This window comes from Fredinandcohnia onubensis (assembly GCF_002734215.1).
GTDB lineage: Bacteria > Bacillota > Bacilli > Bacillales > Bacillaceae_L > Ferdinandcohnia > Ferdinandcohnia onubensis.
The window spans coordinates 162,495-181,347 of record NZ_NSEB01000015.1 but is presented as its reverse complement, the minus strand read 5'-3'; the positions used below and the strand labels follow the sequence as shown (position 1 = coordinate 181,347).

Sequence of the window (18,853 nt, the reverse complement as noted above, 5' to 3'; positions counted from 1 at the left end):
GGAACCCTCCTTTCCTTTTTAGTCTATTTCTCCTATGACAGCCTCTTTAAACTTTATTGATTTTTTATTATGGATAAATTCAACCATATCAACTTTATTGATTGGTCGACTGAATAAATAGCCTTGTATCTCGTCACAGCCCATGTTTACAAGGATCTCACATTCATCCCAGGTTTCTACACCCTCTGCCACCACGTTCAACTTAAGTCCATGTGCAATATCAAAAATCGATTTTACTAATAACGCTTTTTTCTCCTCTTTATCGATATTATGGATAAATTGTCTGTCGATTTTTATTTCGTCAATTGGAAGCTTCAATAATTGATAGAGAGACGAGTATCCCTTTCCGAAATCATCAATTGAAATCTGGACTCCTAGCCCTTTCAGATTTCGAATTCGATCAGCAACATGCTGTTGATCCTTAATAAACACACTTTCTGTAATTTCAAGCTTTAAATATTTCGGCTCTAATCCCGAATCATATAATGCCTTTTGAACCATTGAAACAAGATAATCTTGTTGAAAATGCTTGGCCGATAGGTTGACTGAAATCGGAACATATAAAAGGTTTTCCAGTTGCCATTGTTTGTTTTGTCTACAAGCCTGGCTGAGAGACCACTCATCAATTTGCGAAATGAGACCGATTTCCTCAGCCACATCAATAAAGACTCCAGGAGAGACCACCCCTAATGTGGGATCATCCCAGCGAATCAAGGCTTCAATACTTGTAATTTTACCTGCGATCGTCTTCGGCTGATAAAATTGTTCAAACTGTTCCTTATCCACTGCTGTACGCAGAGCATTTTCGATTTCTAATCGCTCTTGAAATTTATTTTTCATGGATTCATTGAAAAACTGAACAGTATTGCCACCTTTCTCCTTCGAGGTGTACATCGCAATGTCCGCATATTTTACTAATGTATCTAAATCTTTACCATCTTCCGGGTACACACTGACCCCAATACTTGCGGTTATATAGTGATTTTGACCGGTTATTGTATAATAGGATGAAAATTCTTTGACAATCATGTCTAGTGTTTTATTTAGGTCTTCCCTGTTATCAATGGAATGGACGACAACAAACTCGTCCCCTCCAAGTCTGAAAACCTGTCTAGTGTTCTCTTGTAATTTCTTAAGCTTATTACCAGTTGCTTTTAGAAGTGTATCCCCTGCATCATGACCTAATGTATCATTGATTTGTTTAAACTGATTAAGATCGATAAAAATAATCGCAATCTTTTGGTCATGGTTATTTCGAATCAGCTCACGTACATATTTTTGGAAAAAATAACGATTGGGTAAGTATGTCAAACTGTCGTAAAAGGCAAGTTTATGAAGCTTGTCCTCGGATTCCTTCAATCTTGAAGTTTGTTCTCTTAGAATGCGGTTCATCTCAATACTCTCTTGAAATAACTCCTTCAGCTTATCTGCCATCTTCTTTAAGTTTTTACTCAGGATGCGAAGCTCTGATATTGTACCTTGCGGCCATTCAATATTTTCTAGAGAACGGAGCTTTTGTGGTAATCCTGTTGTAATTGTTGTCAGCTGTCTTAGGTTATTCGTGAGCATTCGGCTGACGGCCATAACAAATAATATGGCTGAAACAGCTAGGATTAGTAAATACTTTAGCTGATCGAGTGAAATATTAAAAATTTGCTGTTGATACCCAGCGATTGGGTATTGCAACATAATTCGGTAAGAACCTGTATCCCTTGTATAAAAATAAAAAGCATCGTCCCATCTCGTAATTGGCTGCATATCATTGTTAGCAACCGGTAAAGCCTCAAAAACATTAGGAGAAATCTTCCGAATCTCATACTTATTAGGATCAAAATCCATCACGACTGTCGAAGAAATGACATGATTTTTATTGTCAAATACAATAATATCGATGTTTTGGTTCTTATTCCGCCATATAATTTCTTCAATTTGATTGACGTCGCCACTCCCGTTTGCATTTTCCAGTTGAATCAGGTCATTTTCAATCCGACTTACTCTCGTTTCACTAATTTGAACTAGATCCTTTTTAATGACTTCAAATGTATTCAGCGTATTCGTGATTACACTAATAAAAAACGGTACAAGAATCGTTAAAATCGTAATTTGCGATAAAAACTGGTGGACCGAAACATTATTTTTACTGATTCGATTGTTTTTAACAAACTTGTAGAATGGGAAATAAGCCAGAAGCATATCTGCAACTAATACATTGAAAAGTCCATTTGCAACATCTTTGCAGATTTGAAAATAGAGCGCACTTCCTGACAGTGATTCTCGACAGAATATAAAAAGCAGTGCTATTCCAATAAAAATCCAGAAAAAAAAGTCTACGAAAAACATTTTTGCTTTTCGCCCTCGTAAGAAAAAGGCACCAACAAAAACAATTTCAACAAGCATGATAATTGCATAATAAGGACTGTTTGAAAAGAATATGGCAATAAAGATAGCAATTAGACCCGTTACAATTGCGGCGGTATACCCAAAAATACGGAGTATTAAAAACATCGAAATACTCGCAAATGTAAAAGTAATTCCATATAACAGCGTTAATTTGAAATGAGAGGCTAATAATACGAATCCTACCAGGGTTACTAATAGGATTAAATCAGTATTTATTTTGCCTTTTATCTGCGAAAATCCTATCATAATGTCTCCCCTGATTATATATATATGTATATCAATATTTTCACTATGGTTATGATAATAATATCATAAATTCTATATCTTTTTTTCTGTTTTTACTTAACCAAATCATACCGTTTTAGATCGGATCGAACAATCTACTTCCTTTTCCCTATAGACAATAATAAGTTAGGGTTATTGGCAATAAGTGATAAATTCTGCTACCCTAATATTGGCAAACTTTTATGGGAAACCTATTTGGTACATAAAAGTTAATGTAAAAGAAAGGGTTTTATGATGAAGCAAATATCAAACGTTTTTTGGATTTCGGTTGCTATCGTTCTTGCAGCTGTCATATTTGGTGTTGCAGCACCAAAAAGTTTCGAAGAAGTAACAGGTAATATTCAATCATTTATTACATCAGCCTTTGGATGGTATTACCTAATTTTAGTTACAATCATTGTGATATTCTGCGTTTTCCTTATTTTTAGCCCGGTTGGGGCGATTCGATTAGGAAAACCTGATGAAAAACCTGAGTACTCAAATATATCGTGGTTTGCGATGTTATTTAGTGCAGGGATGGGGATTGGACTTGTCTTCTGGGGGGCTGCAGAACCACTTTCCCATTATATGTCGCCACCTTTAGCAGAGGGTGCTACTAATGCTTCCCAAAAAGAAGCCATGCGCTATACATTTTTCCATTGGGGGATTCATGCATGGGGGATTTATGCACTCGTTGCACTTGCCTTAGCCTATTTTAACTTTCGAAAAGGTGAACCAGGTTTAATTTCTGCTACATTAAAGCCTGTTTTGGGCAAAAAAGCAATGGAAGGAAAACTAGGTACCTTGGTTGATGTACTAGCCGTATTTGCAACGGTTGTAGGTGTTGCAACAACGCTAGGGTTTGGTGCGGCACAAATTAATGGAGGTTTAGCCTATTTACTTGATATACCGATTAGTTTCTTCATTCAACTAATCATTATTGCTATTGTTACCGTCTTATTTATGATTTCCGCATGGTCCGGATTAAGTAAAGGGATTAAATATTTAAGTAATGCAAATATGATTTTAGCACTTGCCCTTCTCATTTTAATGTTCGTGGCAGGCCCTACAGTTCTAATTCTTGATATGTTTACAGATACACTTGGTGGATATATACAAAATATTGTACAGATGAGTTTTAGAATTGCTCCACTTAATGAAGAACACCGTTCTTGGATTAACGGTTGGACTATTTTCTACTGGGCTTGGTGGATTTCTTGGTCACCGTTTGTAGGTATTTTTATTGCACGTGTATCCAGAGGAAGAACAATTCGCCAATTTATTATCGGTGTATTATTGCTTCCTGCACTGGTAAGCTTTATATGGTTTTCGGTATTTGGTACTTCCGCAATAGAAGTACAAAAGGAAGGAAATGTAGATCTCTCACAATTTGCTACAGAAGAAGTTCTTTTTGCTATCTTTAATGAATCTTCTCTGTCGGTTGTTTTATCAGTGGTTGCGATTGTACTTGTTGCTACATTCTTTATTACATCTGCTGACTCAGCTACATTTGTACTTGGCATGCAAACCACATATGGGTCACTTACCCCATCAAACTCTGTAAAACTAACGTGGGGAATTCTACAATCAACAGTTGCAGCCATTTTATTATATAGCGGTGGTCTACAGGCATTACAAAATGCTCTCATTGCAGCAGCTTTTCCCTTTTCAATTATAATGGTGCTGATGATGATTTCACTGTATCGTTCATTAACTAAAGAGAAAAAAGAACTTGGTTTATATTTGAAGCCAAAGCCAAAGAAAAAATCTACTGCTCCTCAGTAGTAAAAGCAAAAAAACCGGCATATGCCGGTTTTTTGCTTTGTAAAATCTTTTCGGTATCTACTTAGTAGCTAACCCTTGCGACCATGATTTAACCCCATCATCTTCTACAAATTCAATGATGACATCCGTCACTCCATTCATTGCTTGGATTTTTTCCTCAATACGTTCTTTAATTTTAATCGCCTCTTGAACAGTTATACTGCAGTCAATTTCCAGCTTCATTTCGATATGGAAATCTTCTCCTTCCTTCATTGCAAACAATGCGTTTATATCTTTTATTTCGGGATTTGTATAAATGAGCTCAGCAATTTTGTTTTCTAGCTCTTCATCCGCTTCACCAAGTACTCCTTTGGCATTATCCAAGAATACTCTACCCACTACGTAAAACATCATTAATCCAATTATGATTGATGCAATTCCTTCAGCAGCATGCCAACCTCCATAATAGGAGAGTAATATTCCAATGATTGCAATGACTCCACCGAGGGTTGCTACTAAATCCTCCATGAATACCAGTTTTGTGGCAGGTGTAGCTTTTCCTAAATTATTGAAACTTTTGGCGATTGCTCCAAATCCTTTAGCTTCCACCTGTGCTTCATGAAGGACTTCTTTCATTGCCTTAAAAAGAACATAACACTCCAAAATGACAGCTAAGCCTAAAACAGAAAGATTAATGGCAATCCCAGTTGATTCGGTTGGGTGTTTAATATGGTGATATCCCTCTTTTATTGTTTCATAACTCATAATTCCAACGATAATAACTGCACCCAGTAAAACCAGGTTTACGAGTCGTCCAAACCCGTTCGGATATTTTTCAGAAGGCCTTTTTTTACTTAATGCACTTCCGATGAACACGAAAAATTGATTAGCTGCGTCGCCTAAAGAATGCATCGTTTCAGCAAACATCGCAACATTCCCCGTGAAGAAATAGGCAACCCCTTTAATAATTGCAATAATCGTATTTACAATTGCAGCAATTAAAGATGACTTATTTCCATTCTTTAATAAACCTTGTTTTTTTGACATAGAGACCTCCAAAGGATGATTCTTTTGGTAATACTTGTAGTATTTATTACTTTTAATAAATTTATCAGAGGAATTGAGGTAAAAAAAGTGACTGTTACTTTTGGCACGTTACATTTTTAGTGCGAAATCGGACAAACTCTAGTTCAGAGCATAGTAAAAGCCTTCCGGTTCACCCGGAAGGCCGACTAACATATTTTAAGTTTAGGCGTCAAAATTTAATACAATCTTACATACTTCAGCTTGGTTGTTTTTCAAGAACTCAAAGGCTTCTGCAATTTCTGTAAAATGGAAGGTATGTGTTTTCATTTTTTCTGGTTGCACAGCCCGAGTTTCAAATAATTCGATTACGTGAGGGAAACGATAATTATTTAATCTAGAACCTAAAACATCTATTCCTTTTTTCGTAAATGCAACTTGAGGAACTGAAGAAGGTATATTCCCAGTACCAAGTGTCACAATACGTCCTGATGGAGCAACTAGCTCTAAAGCTTCCTCGAGACTTTGTGGTGAACATACAGAATCAATGATTACATGTGCCCCGTCACCTTCTGTAAATTCCTGCACAACTTCTTCTAGGCTTTCATTCTTTACATTTACTACTCTGTCTGCTCCCATATCCTTTGCACGGTCTAGGCGTTTATCCACAATATCCGTCATCATTACAATAGCCCCACGTGATTTTGCCACTTGCATTACAGCAATACCAATTGGCCCGGAACCCATAACCAATACTTTATCTCCAGTTGTTGTACGGCCGCGCTCATTCGCCTCAACACCAATTGAATAAGGTTCTACTAATGCTGCACTTTCTCTATCTATTTGTGATTCATCCAGTTTATATGCATTTTTTTCAGTCGTTTTTACGTATTCTGCAAAACCACCATCACGATGAACACCTGTTACTTCAACAGTATCACACACATTATGATGACCAGTTCTACATGCATAGCAATATCCACAGCTATTCACATTGTCTACTGCTACAAGGTCACCAACTTTTATGTTTGTTACGCTTGTACCAACCTCTTCTATAATACCAGCAAATTCATGCCCGATAATTCGAGGATACGTAGCTAATGAATTTGTTCCATTATAGATCCCTACATCGGAACCACATATTCCACCCGAAACAACTTTAATGATGACATCATGCTCATCCTCAATGACTGGTTTCGGAACTTCTTTAATTTCAACTTCAAATGGTTTATTTATTACTACCGCTTTCATGTCAATTCCCCCTGATGTGAATTTTAGCCATCTTTATTTAATGTTCTGCTCTACGATGTTGTTTGTTATCTTTTATTCACCTGAGAACCATTCTATTGGTACTGTCACTAGCTCAGGAACAAGAATTAGTAGGAATAACAATACAATCTCAACGATAAGAAAAGGCATTATTGCTTTCACGAGACGTCCAATACTAATCTTTCCTGCCCCAGCGGCAACATTAAGCACAGTACCTACTGGTGGCGTTAATAGACCAATAACATTATTTAAAATAAATAATAGACCAAAGTATACAGGGTCAATACCCGCTGCATTAATAACAGGCATTAATACTGGTGTTAAGATCAAGATTGTTGGGTTAACATCCATAGCCATTCCAACTAGGATGACAATAATATTAATAACGATTAATAGTAACAATGGATTATCAACCAATGGACTTAAAATATTTGTCACGGTTTCCGGAATGTTTCCAATTGTCATTAACCATGCTGAAACCATTGCTGCTGCAGCTAAAAACATGATTACGCTTGATGTTTTAGCAGAACTAATTAAACTCTCTAAGATATCTTTTGGTTTTAATTCACGATAAACAAAAACACCAATAAATAATGCATAAACCACAGCAATTACCCCAGCTTCTGTCGGAGTAAAGAATCCACCTCTAAGTCCAGTTAAGATACCAACTGGCATTAAAATTGCCCAAATTGCATCAACACAGGATTTTACCATTACTTTGAAGCTAGCTCGTGGAAGTTTATCTACTTTATCTTTTCTCGCAATAATTGCCCAGACGATACATAAAGCAATTGAAATGTAGATTGCAGGTGCAATACCCGCGATAAAAAGTTTTGTAATCGATACACCCGCAGTAACACCAAACAAGATCATTGGTACCGATGGTGGCATAATAGGTGAAACAATGTTACCAGCTGCAATTAATGCAGTTGAACGATCACGGTTATAACCAGCTTTCGCCATCATAGGAATCAGAATTGCTCCTAGCGCTGCAGTTGAAGCAACCGCTGAACCTACTAAACTAGCAAAAAGTACAATTGCCAAAATAGCTACATATCCTAAACCACCGCGTATATGCCCAACTAATGAGGTTGCGGCAACAATGATACGTTTAGTTAATCCACCGCGGTTCATTAAATCTCCACATAAAATAAAGAATGGGATCGCCATCATTGCAAAACTATCCGAACCGACCATTAAATTTTGTGCAAGGATTTGTGTATCAAAATCTCCTAAGTATAACATCATAAATACGCCGCTAAGTAGTAGCGCAAATGCGATTGGAATCCCAATTGCCATTGCTCCTAATAATGCGACTAAGAAGATAACCATTGTCATTTGTTCGACCTCCCTTGACTACTTTTCCTCGTTGTTTTCATCGTCATTTTTCATTTTTTCTAACACATCATCTTCATCCGATTCATGTAAGGTGATGAGTTTATTAATTGATTCAGGCTCTTTTACGACCTTAATAATGTTCGAAATACAAATAATCGCAATACAGATTCCTGTCAGCATTCCTACCCCATAGATGATGGATAGTGGGATGCCAGTTGCTGCCGCACGTGCTTCCACGCTTTGTAGCGTCATTGTATACGCACCGTGTGTAAGCATTGCCATTATGATAATGATGATGATTTGTGCAAAAATGTAAGTTATGCGCTTTAAGCCTTTTGGCAATTTATGCATAACTGAATCCATTCCTAAATGTACATTCGATCTCATGGCACCAATTGCTCCAATATATGTAATATAAACGAATAAATATCTTGCAATTTCTTCAGACCATGTTAAACCGGAATTAAATACCGTACGTAAGACGACATTTAAAAAGACAAATAAAACAATTAAGGCAAGCATAATGCCGAGTAGATAATCTATCCCTTTAAAAAGCCTGTCATTAAACTTGGACATGTGTTTCCCTCCATAAAAATGATTTTCAAAAAATAAGGTTGCGTTTACATTTTCACTCAACTGAGCGAATCCGATTTATCATATCTTCAGCCCAATCATATTTTTCGTACAGCATTTCATATACTGGTTGAGCCGCGTCGATAAGTTGTTGTCTTTCCTCTTCAGATGGAGTCTCCACAACAATTCCTTGTTCTTCTAGGAAATTCCGATCATCTTCAATACTATTTTCATAGATATCCCATGTTCTATTAGAGGTTTGTAGGGAAACTTCTTCAAATATTTTTTGGTCTTCTTCAGACAATGTGTCCCAAAATTCTTTACTCATCATTAGTTGATTTGATGAAACCATATGGTTCGTTTCATAAATATAATCTTGAACCTCGAACCAACCTTCTTGTCTAAAAGTAGACATCGGGTTATCCTGTCCATCAACAACACCTTGCTCTAGAGCAGTAAACACTTCACCCAGGTCCATAATTACAACGTTAGCACCTAAAGATTCAGCTAATTTAACATGGATTGGATTATTTGGCATTCTCACTTTTTGACCTTTTAAATCTTCTGGAGATTCAATTGGATAGCTTGAACTAAAAACACGCGCACCGTTTGGATTCCATGAAAGAAACTTAATTGGTTCCTGTTCTTCAAAATTCTTTGCTATATACTCTCCAACTTCTCCTTGATACACTCTTCTTGCATGTGCAACATCCTTAAAAACAAATGGAAAATCGGGAGTTGCCATCATCGGAACCTCACTCCACATTACTGTGCCGATTGCAGTCATTTCTACAATTCCACTTCGAGTAAAGTCATATAATTGTTTTTCTCCACCAAGTTGACCAGAATCATAGATTTCTACATTGTATCTACCATTTGTTCGTTTTTCAATTTCTGGTTCAAATACCTCTTTTAAGGCTACATTGACTGGGTTAGAAGGTGAAAGTGTAGTTCCAACCTTAACCAAGATTCCCTTATCCGCGCTAGCTGCTTCTGAGCAACCTGATAGAATGATAGCGAGCATCGCAACTATAAGGAATGTTATTGTTTTTTTACCAACATTCAGTTTTTTCATTTAATATTACCTCCTTATATATCACATAAAACCCTTACATATTAGTTTGATAAGTTCATAACGCTTACATTAATATACCAGTATACTTGTCGACAAGTTGATTCTAAAAAAATATAGTTATACCGATAATTACAATATTGTATCCTTCACTGTTTCACGAGTATCTTCAAAATGGTCATGAACTACTCTTTTTATATATTCCAGATCCTTTGAGACGATAGATTCAATTAATACACGGTGTTTCTCTATTAATGGCTCAATCTCATTTGACTTTTCAAGGAATCTTTTTTTTGTAGTGACTAGCAATGCTGTGAAGACAATGTCTCGAATATTATTCCATAGATGAAGCATTCTTTTATGATTTGCCGCCTCTATCATTACCTCATGAAACTTCAAATCTGAAATTGTAAATTCAATATGTTGATTATACTTAGCGGCAATAATCATCTCATCAAGTATTTTATTAAGTTTTCCGACAATATGCTGATGTTCCATTTTAGAGAGACGTTCGATAACAAATGTTTCAATGATATATCGCACATCATACAATTCCTCGATATCTTTTGGAGACAATCCAATCACTACAGCACCCATGCGCTCTAACCGAATCAAACCTTCATTTGATAAAGTTTTAAGGGCCTCTCGTACAGGGGACCTGCTAGTCCCAAATTCTTCAGCAATAGAGTTTTCAGATAAAACTGTTCCAGGAGTAATGCTTTTGTTGATTATTTTCAAACGTAATTCACTTGATATCATTTCTCCAAGAGAAGTCCCTTTTAAAGCGATAGAAGGAAATTCCAATACGATCAACTCACTTTTATAGATGTCTTATACTATTCATATTAGGATTCTGTATCTTCCTTTCAATTATAGTTGTATACTTGTACACAAGTTTGTCATAAATTAATATATACTCAAAATGTCTCCTTGTAAAGAGAAAACGTATTCAAATTTACAAAAATTCGACAAATAATTTTAAATGAAAATACTTTAATTAATCTTGACTATGGTGATGAAAGACTTTTCGAAGCGATTTTGCACTCGTTTTGTCCTTCATTCAAGGTATTAAAAAACTGCCCTCCGTAAGTTAATCTTTACATTACGGGGGACAGGCAACACATTATTCTTTCACAAGCAGTGCAACTGCTTCAACGTGAACAGTATGTGGAAATAGGTCCACTGGTTGAACGCCTTTTAAGGTATATCCAAATGGTTCAAGTTCTTTAATATCCGTTGCGAACGTTTCTGGGTTACAAGAAACATAGACAATTCTTTCTGGCTGAGAGCGGCCAATTCTTCTCATTACTTTACCGCCAGCACCTGAACGTGGAGGATCAAGTAAAAGTAACTCTGGTCTTCCAAAGCTTTCTAACACTTCATCAATTCCTTTTCTTGCATCCTTTGCTAAGAAGTACGTGTTTGATAAGCCATTATCTTTTGCATTACGTTTTGCAGATTCAATTGAGCTTTCAACAATTTCAATTCCTGCAAGCTTTTGAACGCGACTTGCAAAAGGAAGGGAGAATGTTCCTACTCCACAGAAAAGATCAATCATTTTTTCTGATTTCTTCGGTTCCCCCATTTCAACAGCTAAGTCGACTAATTTTTGAGCTTGAGTTGGGTTGGTTTGGAAGAATGTATCAAACCAAACACGGAAACGATATCCGTCCATTTCATCATAAATGAAATCGCGTCCCGCTAATAAATGTGTTTTTTCTGATTGAGTGCGGTCAGCCCAGTCTGTATTTTCAAGCCATAATAAGCTTTTAACCTCTGGGAATTTTTCTTCAATGCGCTTTACTAGATCATCTGCAGCATTTTTTAGTTTTCCTTCTGGTGCTTCAGTTGCAAAAAGAGCTAGCATAACTTCACCAGTTGCAAAGGATTGTCTCACCATAAGATGGCGAAGAAGACCTTCATGCTTATCTTTGTTATAGCCAGGTAGCTGATGGTCTTTTGCCCACTGCGCTACTTCCATTGCACCTTCCACCATTTTTTCAGCTGCAATTAGACATGTTTCAAGGGAAATGATTTTTCGGAAGTTTCCTTGTTCATGTAAACCTAGTTCCCCCTCGGGTGAGAAAGTAAATTCCATTTTATTGCGGTAATGCCATGGCTCGTCCATTCCGATTGTATCCTTCACAAGTTCCGGATTGAAACCTTGCGATTCAACTTGTCGTTTCACATAATCCGTTTTGTATTGAAGCTGACCCTTGTAATCCCAGTGTTGCCATACACAGCCACCGCATTTTTCAAAATGAGGGCATGGTGGTGCAAGACGTAGGTCATTCGCTGTTAAGATTTCCTCAGCCATTGCTTTTCTTCGTTTTCGGTCAGGCTGGTCAACGGTTACACGAACCTGCTCGCCAATTAAGGTTTGCGGAATAGTGAGTTTTAGCTTCTTTTTATTGCCGTGCTCATTTTCACGCCACACAACTCCCCGTCCTGAACCTTTTTCATCTAAACTTTTTATATCAACAATCATCGTTTCTGGATTTGTTACTGCCAATTATTGTTCCTCCCTCGGTAAACCTTTTTGTCTATATTGAAGTTATAATATCTTGAGTTTTTGGTTTCTGAAAAAATATAAGTATAGTCCATTTCTATCCTATTTTACAACATACTAACCCAGTATAAAGCACAACTCACAAATTTGGAATTCCTACAACCCTAGAAAGTATTAACATTCTACCAAAGATGCTTTTTTCAAGAGGGAGTTCACTCCTATTAAAATAGCAAAAAAGTCACTGGCTTTTTTCAAAAGCAAAATAACCTGTTCTTCAATAAAACAGGTTTTAGTAGTGTCATTTATGTATTCACTTTAACTTTTGCAACCCCCAATGCGTGGTACTCCCATAAAATAAATTCTATTTGTTTTGCTTGTGGTTCTTCACATTCGATAATAAGGATGATTTCAGTACTATTTCCCTTTTGGGACCTCTTTTTCTTTTTAGACACAAGCTCTACACATAATCTAATCGCAAAACCAATCATGAATCCAACTGCTGCACCAATTAATCCCCAATAGATTGGCCCCCAAGTCAGGTTAAATCCGATACTTGCTCCAATTACAGAAAATGCCGTAGCAAGTGCGGCCCCAATATCAAAAAGAGTGGTGCCATCTGACCGATTCAAGGTATCAAATAGTCTCACGTCCTCTTTTCGTTTATCAAGCGGAACTGCAAAAATATCTTCGCTTTTTATCCCCGTTTTTTCTATTTCCGCGATGGCAATTTCCATATAATCATTACTTTTAAACGTTGCAAATACCTGCATTCATTAATCACTTCACTTTTAGTCCCTTGAGAACTTGAAATTGGCTTGACTGGTACTTTTCCCTTAAGAAGTTCCGTTGGTCCCGTTCAAATAGCTTATTATTTTCAACTGCATTAATATAAGAATCATAAATAGCAAAACCAAAAACTGACGGCAAAAATAGGAACCACTCTGGATCTAAAACTTCTGTAGCCTCGTTTACTTTACCTAAAAACAATAGAGATACAGCTTCTAATGCATGTGAAAAAAAGAAAAAGATTACACAGCAAATGATGAGAAAAAAAGCCGTAACCGTCTTATGATTATAGAGATGTCCTAGCCCAGGCATGAACAATGACCATATAATAACCAAAATTGGATTTCTTTTATCCAAATAGTTCATACCAGCAGCCCCCATGCTAAAAGTGTTAAATCGGTGGTTTTCATGGTCAGCAAGTATATACATCTTATTCATATCAATTGTTGATCGGTAGCTGTCCCAAATCGCAAATATGTAGACAGGGATGTACATAATGAGCCATCTCGTGTCCAATATGTTCTTGGCCATCTCTATATTTCCACTAAATGAGTGGATCATTGCAAGGTTTACGTTAGCATTTATATTTACAATAACTTCCCAAATAATTAGCAGATATCCCCGGTGGTATTTGTCTAATAACAAATGGCCAAACCCCGGAAAAGCTGCCGACCACCAAGCAATAATATATGGGTTCCTCAAATGAATGATAGATGTACCAAACATACTGACATTGGCTATATAACGTCTTGCCGTATTATCATTCGTGTAATTGTTCATGATGTAAAGGATTGCCCCCATCCACTTGTTTCAATTAAAAAATAAAAACTGGTATAAGAGGTAATCTTCCCTAACCTGATTCGAAATATCAAAAATGGAAATAGATACTTTTTGTAAAAGTCATCGGAATTTGGTGAATATTTCCTTCCATGTCGTTAAATACTAACTGAAAGATTTTGCAACTTTGTATAGGGTTAGGTGGAGGTATGTTTTGGAAAAAGAAGGATAGCAAAAACACTGTTAAAAGTTATGAAACGAAAGAAAAAACTATAGATGAAGTATTCGAAAAGGCGAGAAAATCGAGTGATTTTACAACAGTCTCACCTATTGAAAAAAATGATAATTTTTCAATAAGTTATTTTCAAACGTTAGTTGATACTAAGATTCTGCAACAGTCTCTATTACCTAGTTTAAAGGAGAAAGTTACAGAAATCGAAAAACTTACTGATTTGAAAAATATTATCCCAATAGAGGAAATTAAATTTTCAAAGAATCCATTGGAACTCGAAAAAGCCTTCCATCAAGGGGTATTAGCGGTATATTTCAAAAACCAAATGGATGAATTCGCTCTATTTACGATCGGAAACGCGAGGTTAGGTCAACGGGAAACAAATGATACACAAAATGAATTTAGTGTGATTGGGCCGAAGATTGGTTTTATAGAAGATATTGGAACAAATCTTCATATGCTAAGAGAACATCTTGATACGCCGGACCTAATCTACGAAGAATTGACCGTTGGGACAAGAACTCATACAAAGGTTGTCATTGCATACGTAGATGGTGTTACGAATCCCGAGTTTGTAAAAACTGCAAAACAAAGATTAGATAACCTTGATGTTGATGTAGTGTTTGACAATACTCAGCTTGAGCAAATGATTTCCGATCATTCGTCATCTCCATTTCCACTATTTGTGACTACAGAAAGATTAGATCGGACTGTAGGAGCACTTTTATTAGGACAAATTGTACTGATTACTGATAAGTCCTCCTACGCCGTAGTAGGCCCAGTAAATCTAATGGACTTTTTTTCAAATCCAGAAGATTTTTATCTTCCATCCTTGATTGCATCTTTTTTTAAATTAATTCGGATATTTGGAATGTTGTTCTCCATATTTGCAACTTCCTTTTATGTAGCAATATTAACATTCCATTTTGAGGTTATACCGAAGGATCTGCTTGGTCCTCTCATTAACTCAAGAGCCAATGTTCCCTTTCCCCCTGTTCTTGAAGTTTTATTCTTAGAAGTGACCATTGATTTACTCAGGGAAGCCGGAGCACGTCTACCCACCAAAATTGGACAGACACTAGGAATAGTTGGAGGAATTGTAATCGGACAGGCAACTGTTGATGCAGCACTTACGAGTAATATTTTATTAATCATTGTTGCACTTTCAGCATTGGCCTCGTTTACAACGCCAATTTATAAAATGTCTAATGCTGTTAGGATGTTAAGATATCCTTTCATCATACTTGCTGCAATTTGGGGTGGTTTAGGTATTTATGTAGGTGTTCTTTTTATAATCGGACATTTGACTCGACTCAAATCATTAGGAGTTCCCTATATGATTCCGCTATACCCCTACCGAAAAGGGTGGGCACTTGGTTCCTTCATAAGACCTAATTTCGCAAATCTAAATAAACGTCCATCGATCTTTAGACCATTAAGTAACAAACGATATTCTCCAGCTTCAACTCAAGACACAGAAGATGGACTGAACTCAGAATAAAACTCTCTAAATATGAAAGTGGAGATTATATGGGTAAATGGAGAAAAGTAAAACTAGTTGTCATTGTATTCATATGTATCGTAAGCCTAGTTGGATGTACGAGAACCAAGATTGTCGATAAATTGAGTATTGTTCATGTTTTCGGATTTGATTTAGACGATAACGGGAATGTGATTGGAAGCGCTTTGTTCCCTGAATATACAAAAAGCAAAGGGAGCGATAAAAGTCAATATTTAGAAGCGAAAACAGATGCAGTTGCACTATTAAGACCTAAAATGTCAACACACACGAGTACGCCAGTTGCTTTATCGAAAATAAGGGTTTTAGTATTGGGTAATGAATTTGCAACAACTGGTGTTAACGATGTAGTAGAACGGCTTCTTTTGACACCTGAAATCGCGACCAATATACAGATTGCCGTTTCTTCCCACAGTGCGAAGGAAACACTTAACACCCTAAAAAAAGGGGACCTGACTCTGGCTGATCAAATCAAACAAAATATGACGGGTCAACAACTTCCAAGGATGAACCTGCATGTTTTCTTAAACCACTTCTATGGTGAAGGTATGGATCCGTATGTACCAATGGTGACCATCGACGAAAACGATAAGATACAGGTGGATCGAGTTGGGATTTTTAAAGATGATAAATTCAAACTTCACTTGAATGAGCAAGAAACCTTTATTTTCTCGATTTTAGAGAATTATCGTTCACAAGCCATTTATGAAATTGTCCTTGACAAGGAGAATCGGGCAGATGTCATTATAATTCAAGCGTTTCGAAATAAAAGGAAGTGGGAATGGGTAAAAGATGAGCAGCAATTAAATCTTTCTTTAAAACTCGTATGGACGATTACACATCATCCGGACCGCTTTAACCTGGAAAATCCAGATGATCTTGAAATGATAAAAAGATTAATTAAAAAAGAAGTAAAAAAAGATATCGAGGAACTATTAAATACCTTCAAAGAAAAAGGGGTCGATCCACTCGGAATTGGAAATATTGTGCGATCCCAAGATCGAGATTGGGATGAGAATTCCTTTTATGAACAATACCCTACTTTACCTATCAATATTGATATAAATTTAGAAATCATACATTCTGGCCTTCAGGGCTAGGCTAGACTAGGATGGTTAATAATGAACAGTCAGATTAACGAAAATAAACAAGTTTCTCCCTATTTCCTATTCTTTTTAATACATGGCTCTCAAACAGGAATTGCAGTATTAAGATTTCAAGGAAATGTAAGTAAAGGGGCTGGCAATGAAGCATGGATGTCCGTACTTGTTTTGGGTTTAAGCTTTCAGATATTATTTATAATGATGCTATATATCTTAAAACAGTCTACCGCAGGGGATATTCTTTCCTTTCATAAAGACCTATTGGGAAAGAAACTGGGAGGCGCTTTAAATTTAGTATTGGCATGTTACTTTTCACTAGCCGGAGTATCAGTTGTATATGGTTATATTGATCTCCTTCAAGTATGGGTTTTCGATGGGATTCCTAGTTGGGAGTACGCTCTTCTTCTTTGTTGCCTCATTTTTTATCTGGTATCAGGGGGATTTCGAGTGATAACTGGAGTTGCATTTTGGGGTGTCGTGATACCAGCTATCTTGCTAATCTCCTTTTTTTCCATCGCTAACTATTTGGAGGTTTCATACCTTCAACCACTTTTCGATCATAGTTTAAAAGACCATTTTATCTCGGCTAAAGCAGCTGTCCCTTTATTCTTAGGATTTGAGACAGTTCTTGTTTATTTGCCTTTTATAAAAAACGGAAATAAGACAAGCAAATGGGGGCATTGGGCTTTATTGTTTTCAACTATCTTGTATACGTCCATAACGTTTATCACTTTTATGTTCTTTGCACAAGGAAAAATACACCACTTAACATGGCCAACCTTAACAATGATTAAAATCATCCAGTTTCCTTTTTTGGAACGCTTTGAGTTTATCTTTATCTTTACCTGGCTCTTAGTCATCATACCTGTGATTTGTTTATATCTTTGGTCAGCTATTAGAGCTATAAAAGTTACTCTACCAAAGATAAAGCCAACTTATATTCTACTTTTTTTACTAGTTGGCTTTGTTTTTGTAAATAGCCAACTCATTGACATTTATTACACGCGACTCATTCAAAAAATGGTCAATGTAAGTGGTACAGCTATCATGTTTGGCTATATCCCTGTCATATTTATAATTAGTTTCATTCGCCAGTTCATCAAAAAACAAAAGAAAGGATGAGTTTTCACAAAAGTGCATTCATCGTGAAAGCTCAACCTGTTTTGTTCCATGTTATTTTAACAACTTTAGTTTCATTATTTGAAAGGATGTTTTGTAGAGCATAATATTGAAGTTTATAGGCACTATGGCCATCAAGTGTTTCGTGTCTTTATACATTACCAGAACCATTTTTTAGAAACTTCGGGTTATACTCCTTCCACAAACGCGATATAATGAGTTTGGAGTAACAAGTTTTCGTATGGAGGGGAAGTTAATATGTTAAAAAAATTTGCAGCCGATGCTTTAGGTTTATCGGATATCGGAAAAATTATTGGCCCTGAGGACTATGATAAAACAGACGCAGATGATTACATTAGACATGAAGATAATGAAAAGATTTACTTCTTAATTAAGACAAAAGCAGATGAATATTGCTTCACAAACATTGCTTTCATCCATGTTGATGGCGCCAATGCCGTTTCTTCGAAAAGGATGCTAAAACGCTATCCGTATTCACAGCATAAAATCACAAATGTTTTTCTCGAAACGGCTGGTCGAGTCGACTTAGATATCGAAATTAAATTCAACTTAGGTAATCAAGCGTTTAGTATTGATGTGGATAAAAGACAGATTGATAAATTAAATGATTTATATAAAGCACTCGTTTATATTTCCGAAATTATTCATGAAAATAACGTGATGTATGATATGGCAATTAATAGCTTGGACAAAGCGGTAACGGTATTGCACAACTCCCGACCAGCAGAAATCCAGCTAGCTGAGGAATACAAACAATTAACTGAATACGGCTTCTCTTGGCTATCATCAGCTCGTGATCAATACCTCAGGAAAGACTTTGGTGAGGTTTTTGAGAAGTATATAAATAATTAATAGAAAAGACGGCGTTCAGAATTATTCTGATGCCGTCTTTGTTTTTGTGATTTTGGCTAAGGCAGCAATGAAAGACCTTTGCAAGATTCTATCGCATTTTTGGGCGATTCATTTGTTTATGAAGGACTTTGGGGGGCGGCGATCGTGGCATTCGGGACTTCATTCAGCTTATGAAGGACTTTGGGTGACGGCCACCGACGCGTTCGGGACTTCATCCGGCTTATGAAGGACT

The 18,853-nt window shown here is 36.5% G+C and carries 15 protein-coding genes; 5 read left to right on the top strand and 10 right to left on the bottom strand.

Annotation, left to right across the window (positions count from 1 at the left end):
- Positions 1-18: 18 nt before the first annotated feature.
- Entirely contained in the window at positions 19-2,646 is a 2,628-nt protein-coding gene (locus tag CKK03_RS18720) for an EAL domain-containing protein (protein ID WP_099364046.1), read from the bottom strand.
- Between the two features lie 273 nt (positions 2,647-2,919).
- Here CKK03_RS18720 and CKK03_RS18715 point away from each other — a divergent pair, with 273 nt between their 5' ends.
- On the top strand, positions 2,920-4,449 hold the full coding sequence (locus tag CKK03_RS18715) for a glycine betaine uptake BCCT transporter (RefSeq protein ID WP_099364045.1): 1,530 nt from the start codon (positions 2,920-2,922) through the stop codon (positions 4,447-4,449).
- A gap of 57 nt (positions 4,450-4,506) precedes the next feature.
- Here the strand turns inward: CKK03_RS18715 and CKK03_RS18710 are convergent, their stop codons facing one another.
- From CKK03_RS18710 to CKK03_RS18670, 9 genes are all read right to left on the bottom strand, one after another.
- Complete coding sequence (locus tag CKK03_RS18710) at positions 4,507-5,475, bottom strand: cation diffusion facilitator family transporter (RefSeq protein WP_099364044.1); 969 nt, start codon at positions 5,473-5,475, stop codon at positions 4,507-4,509.
- 201 nt (positions 5,476-5,676) lie between these two features.
- Positions 5,677-6,702 carry a zinc-binding alcohol dehydrogenase family protein gene (locus tag CKK03_RS18705; protein WP_099364043.1) on the bottom strand — a complete coding sequence of 342 codons (1,026 nt, stop codon included), beginning with the start codon at positions 6,700-6,702 and terminating at the stop codon, positions 5,677-5,679.
- A 72-nt stretch (positions 6,703-6,774) separates the two neighbouring features.
- Positions 6,775-8,058 (bottom strand): TRAP transporter large permease, encoded by a 1,284-nt coding sequence (locus CKK03_RS18700; RefSeq protein WP_099364042.1) that lies wholly within the window; start codon positions 8,056-8,058, stop codon positions 6,775-6,777.
- 18 nt (positions 8,059-8,076) lie between these two features.
- Positions 8,077-8,634, bottom strand: coding sequence for a TRAP transporter small permease (locus tag CKK03_RS18695; RefSeq protein WP_099364041.1), 558 nt, complete (start codon positions 8,632-8,634; stop codon positions 8,077-8,079).
- A gap of 52 nt (positions 8,635-8,686) precedes the next feature.
- On the bottom strand, positions 8,687-9,706 hold the full coding sequence (locus CKK03_RS18690; RefSeq protein ID WP_099364040.1) for a TRAP transporter substrate-binding protein: 1,020 nt from the start codon (positions 9,704-9,706) through the stop codon (positions 8,687-8,689).
- A 129-nt stretch (positions 9,707-9,835) separates the two neighbouring features.
- Positions 9,836-10,507, bottom strand: a complete 672-nt coding sequence (locus tag CKK03_RS18685; RefSeq protein ID WP_099364039.1) for a GntR family transcriptional regulator — start codon at positions 10,505-10,507, stop codon at positions 9,836-9,838.
- 319 nt (positions 10,508-10,826) lie between these two features.
- Entirely contained in the window at positions 10,827-12,191 is a 1,365-nt protein-coding gene (gene rlmD / locus CKK03_RS18680) for a 23S rRNA (uracil(1939)-C(5))-methyltransferase RlmD (protein WP_425432883.1), read from the bottom strand.
- A 323-nt stretch (positions 12,192-12,514) separates the two neighbouring features.
- Positions 12,515-12,982, bottom strand: a complete 468-nt coding sequence (locus CKK03_RS18675; RefSeq protein ID WP_099364037.1) for a hypothetical protein — start codon at positions 12,980-12,982, stop codon at positions 12,515-12,517.
- 7 nt (positions 12,983-12,989) lie between these two features.
- Entirely contained in the window at positions 12,990-13,778 is a 789-nt protein-coding gene (locus tag CKK03_RS18670) for a hypothetical protein (protein WP_099364036.1), read from the bottom strand.
- A gap of 206 nt (positions 13,779-13,984) precedes the next feature.
- Here CKK03_RS18670 and CKK03_RS18665 point away from each other — a divergent pair, with 206 nt between their 5' ends.
- The 4 genes from CKK03_RS18665 (at position 13,985) to CKK03_RS18650 (ending at position 18,621) form a co-directional block, all read left to right on the top strand.
- The gene (locus CKK03_RS18665) at positions 13,985-15,508 is read left to right on the top strand and encodes a spore germination protein (protein ID WP_099364035.1); all 1,524 of its coding nucleotides are present in this window, start codon (positions 13,985-13,987) and stop codon (positions 15,506-15,508) included.
- A 29-nt stretch (positions 15,509-15,537) separates the two neighbouring features.
- Complete coding sequence (locus CKK03_RS18660; RefSeq protein WP_099364034.1) at positions 15,538-16,626, top strand: Ger(x)C family spore germination protein; 1,089 nt, start codon at positions 15,538-15,540, stop codon at positions 16,624-16,626.
- A 21-nt stretch (positions 16,627-16,647) separates the two neighbouring features.
- Positions 16,648-17,751: a GerAB/ArcD/ProY family transporter gene (locus CKK03_RS18655; protein ID WP_099364033.1), complete on the top strand. Its 1,104-nt coding sequence runs from the start codon at positions 16,648-16,650 to the stop codon at positions 17,749-17,751.
- 255 nt (positions 17,752-18,006) lie between these two features.
- Positions 18,007-18,621, top strand: a complete 615-nt coding sequence (locus CKK03_RS18650; RefSeq protein ID WP_099364032.1) for a PH domain-containing protein — start codon at positions 18,007-18,009, stop codon at positions 18,619-18,621.
- Positions 18,622-18,853 lie beyond the last annotated feature (232 nt).

What these genes read in the sequence shown, in the direction of transcription:
- CKK03_RS18720 (WP_099364046.1), bottom strand. Translation starts at nt 2,646, where the DNA reads ATGATAGGATTTTCGCAGATAAAAGGCAAAATAAATACTGATTTAATC.
- CKK03_RS18715 (WP_099364045.1), top strand. Translation starts at nt 2,920, where the DNA reads ATGAAGCAAATATCAAACGTTTTTTGGATTTCGGTTGCTATCGTTCTT.
- CKK03_RS18710 (WP_099364044.1), bottom strand. Translation starts at nt 5,475, where the DNA reads ATGTCAAAAAAACAAGGTTTATTAAAGAATGGAAATAAGTCATCTTTA.
- CKK03_RS18705 (WP_099364043.1), bottom strand. Translation starts at nt 6,702, where the DNA reads ATGAAAGCGGTAGTAATAAATAAACCATTTGAAGTTGAAATTAAAGAA.
- CKK03_RS18700 (WP_099364042.1), bottom strand. Translation starts at nt 8,058, where the DNA reads ATGACAATGGTTATCTTCTTAGTCGCATTATTAGGAGCAATGGCAATT.
- CKK03_RS18695 (WP_099364041.1), bottom strand. Translation starts at nt 8,634, where the DNA reads ATGTCCAAGTTTAATGACAGGCTTTTTAAAGGGATAGATTATCTACTC.
- CKK03_RS18690 (WP_099364040.1), bottom strand. Translation starts at nt 9,706, where the DNA reads ATGAAAAAACTGAATGTTGGTAAAAAAACAATAACATTCCTTATAGTT.
- rlmD (WP_425432883.1), bottom strand. Translation starts at nt 12,191, where the DNA reads ATGATTGTTGATATAAAAAGTTTAGATGAAAAAGGTTCAGGACGGGGA.
- CKK03_RS18675 (WP_099364037.1), bottom strand. Translation starts at nt 12,982, where the DNA reads ATGCAGGTATTTGCAACGTTTAAAAGTAATGATTATATGGAAATTGCC.
- CKK03_RS18670 (WP_099364036.1), bottom strand. Translation starts at nt 13,778, where the DNA reads ATGAACAATTACACGAATGATAATACGGCAAGACGTTATATAGCCAAT.
- CKK03_RS18665 (WP_099364035.1), top strand. Translation starts at nt 13,985, where the DNA reads ATGTTTTGGAAAAAGAAGGATAGCAAAAACACTGTTAAAAGTTATGAA.
- CKK03_RS18660 (WP_099364034.1), top strand. Translation starts at nt 15,538, where the DNA reads ATGGGTAAATGGAGAAAAGTAAAACTAGTTGTCATTGTATTCATATGT.
- CKK03_RS18655 (WP_099364033.1), top strand. Translation starts at nt 16,648, where the DNA reads ATGAACAGTCAGATTAACGAAAATAAACAAGTTTCTCCCTATTTCCTA.
- CKK03_RS18650 (WP_099364032.1), top strand. Translation starts at nt 18,007, where the DNA reads ATGTTAAAAAAATTTGCAGCCGATGCTTTAGGTTTATCGGATATCGGA.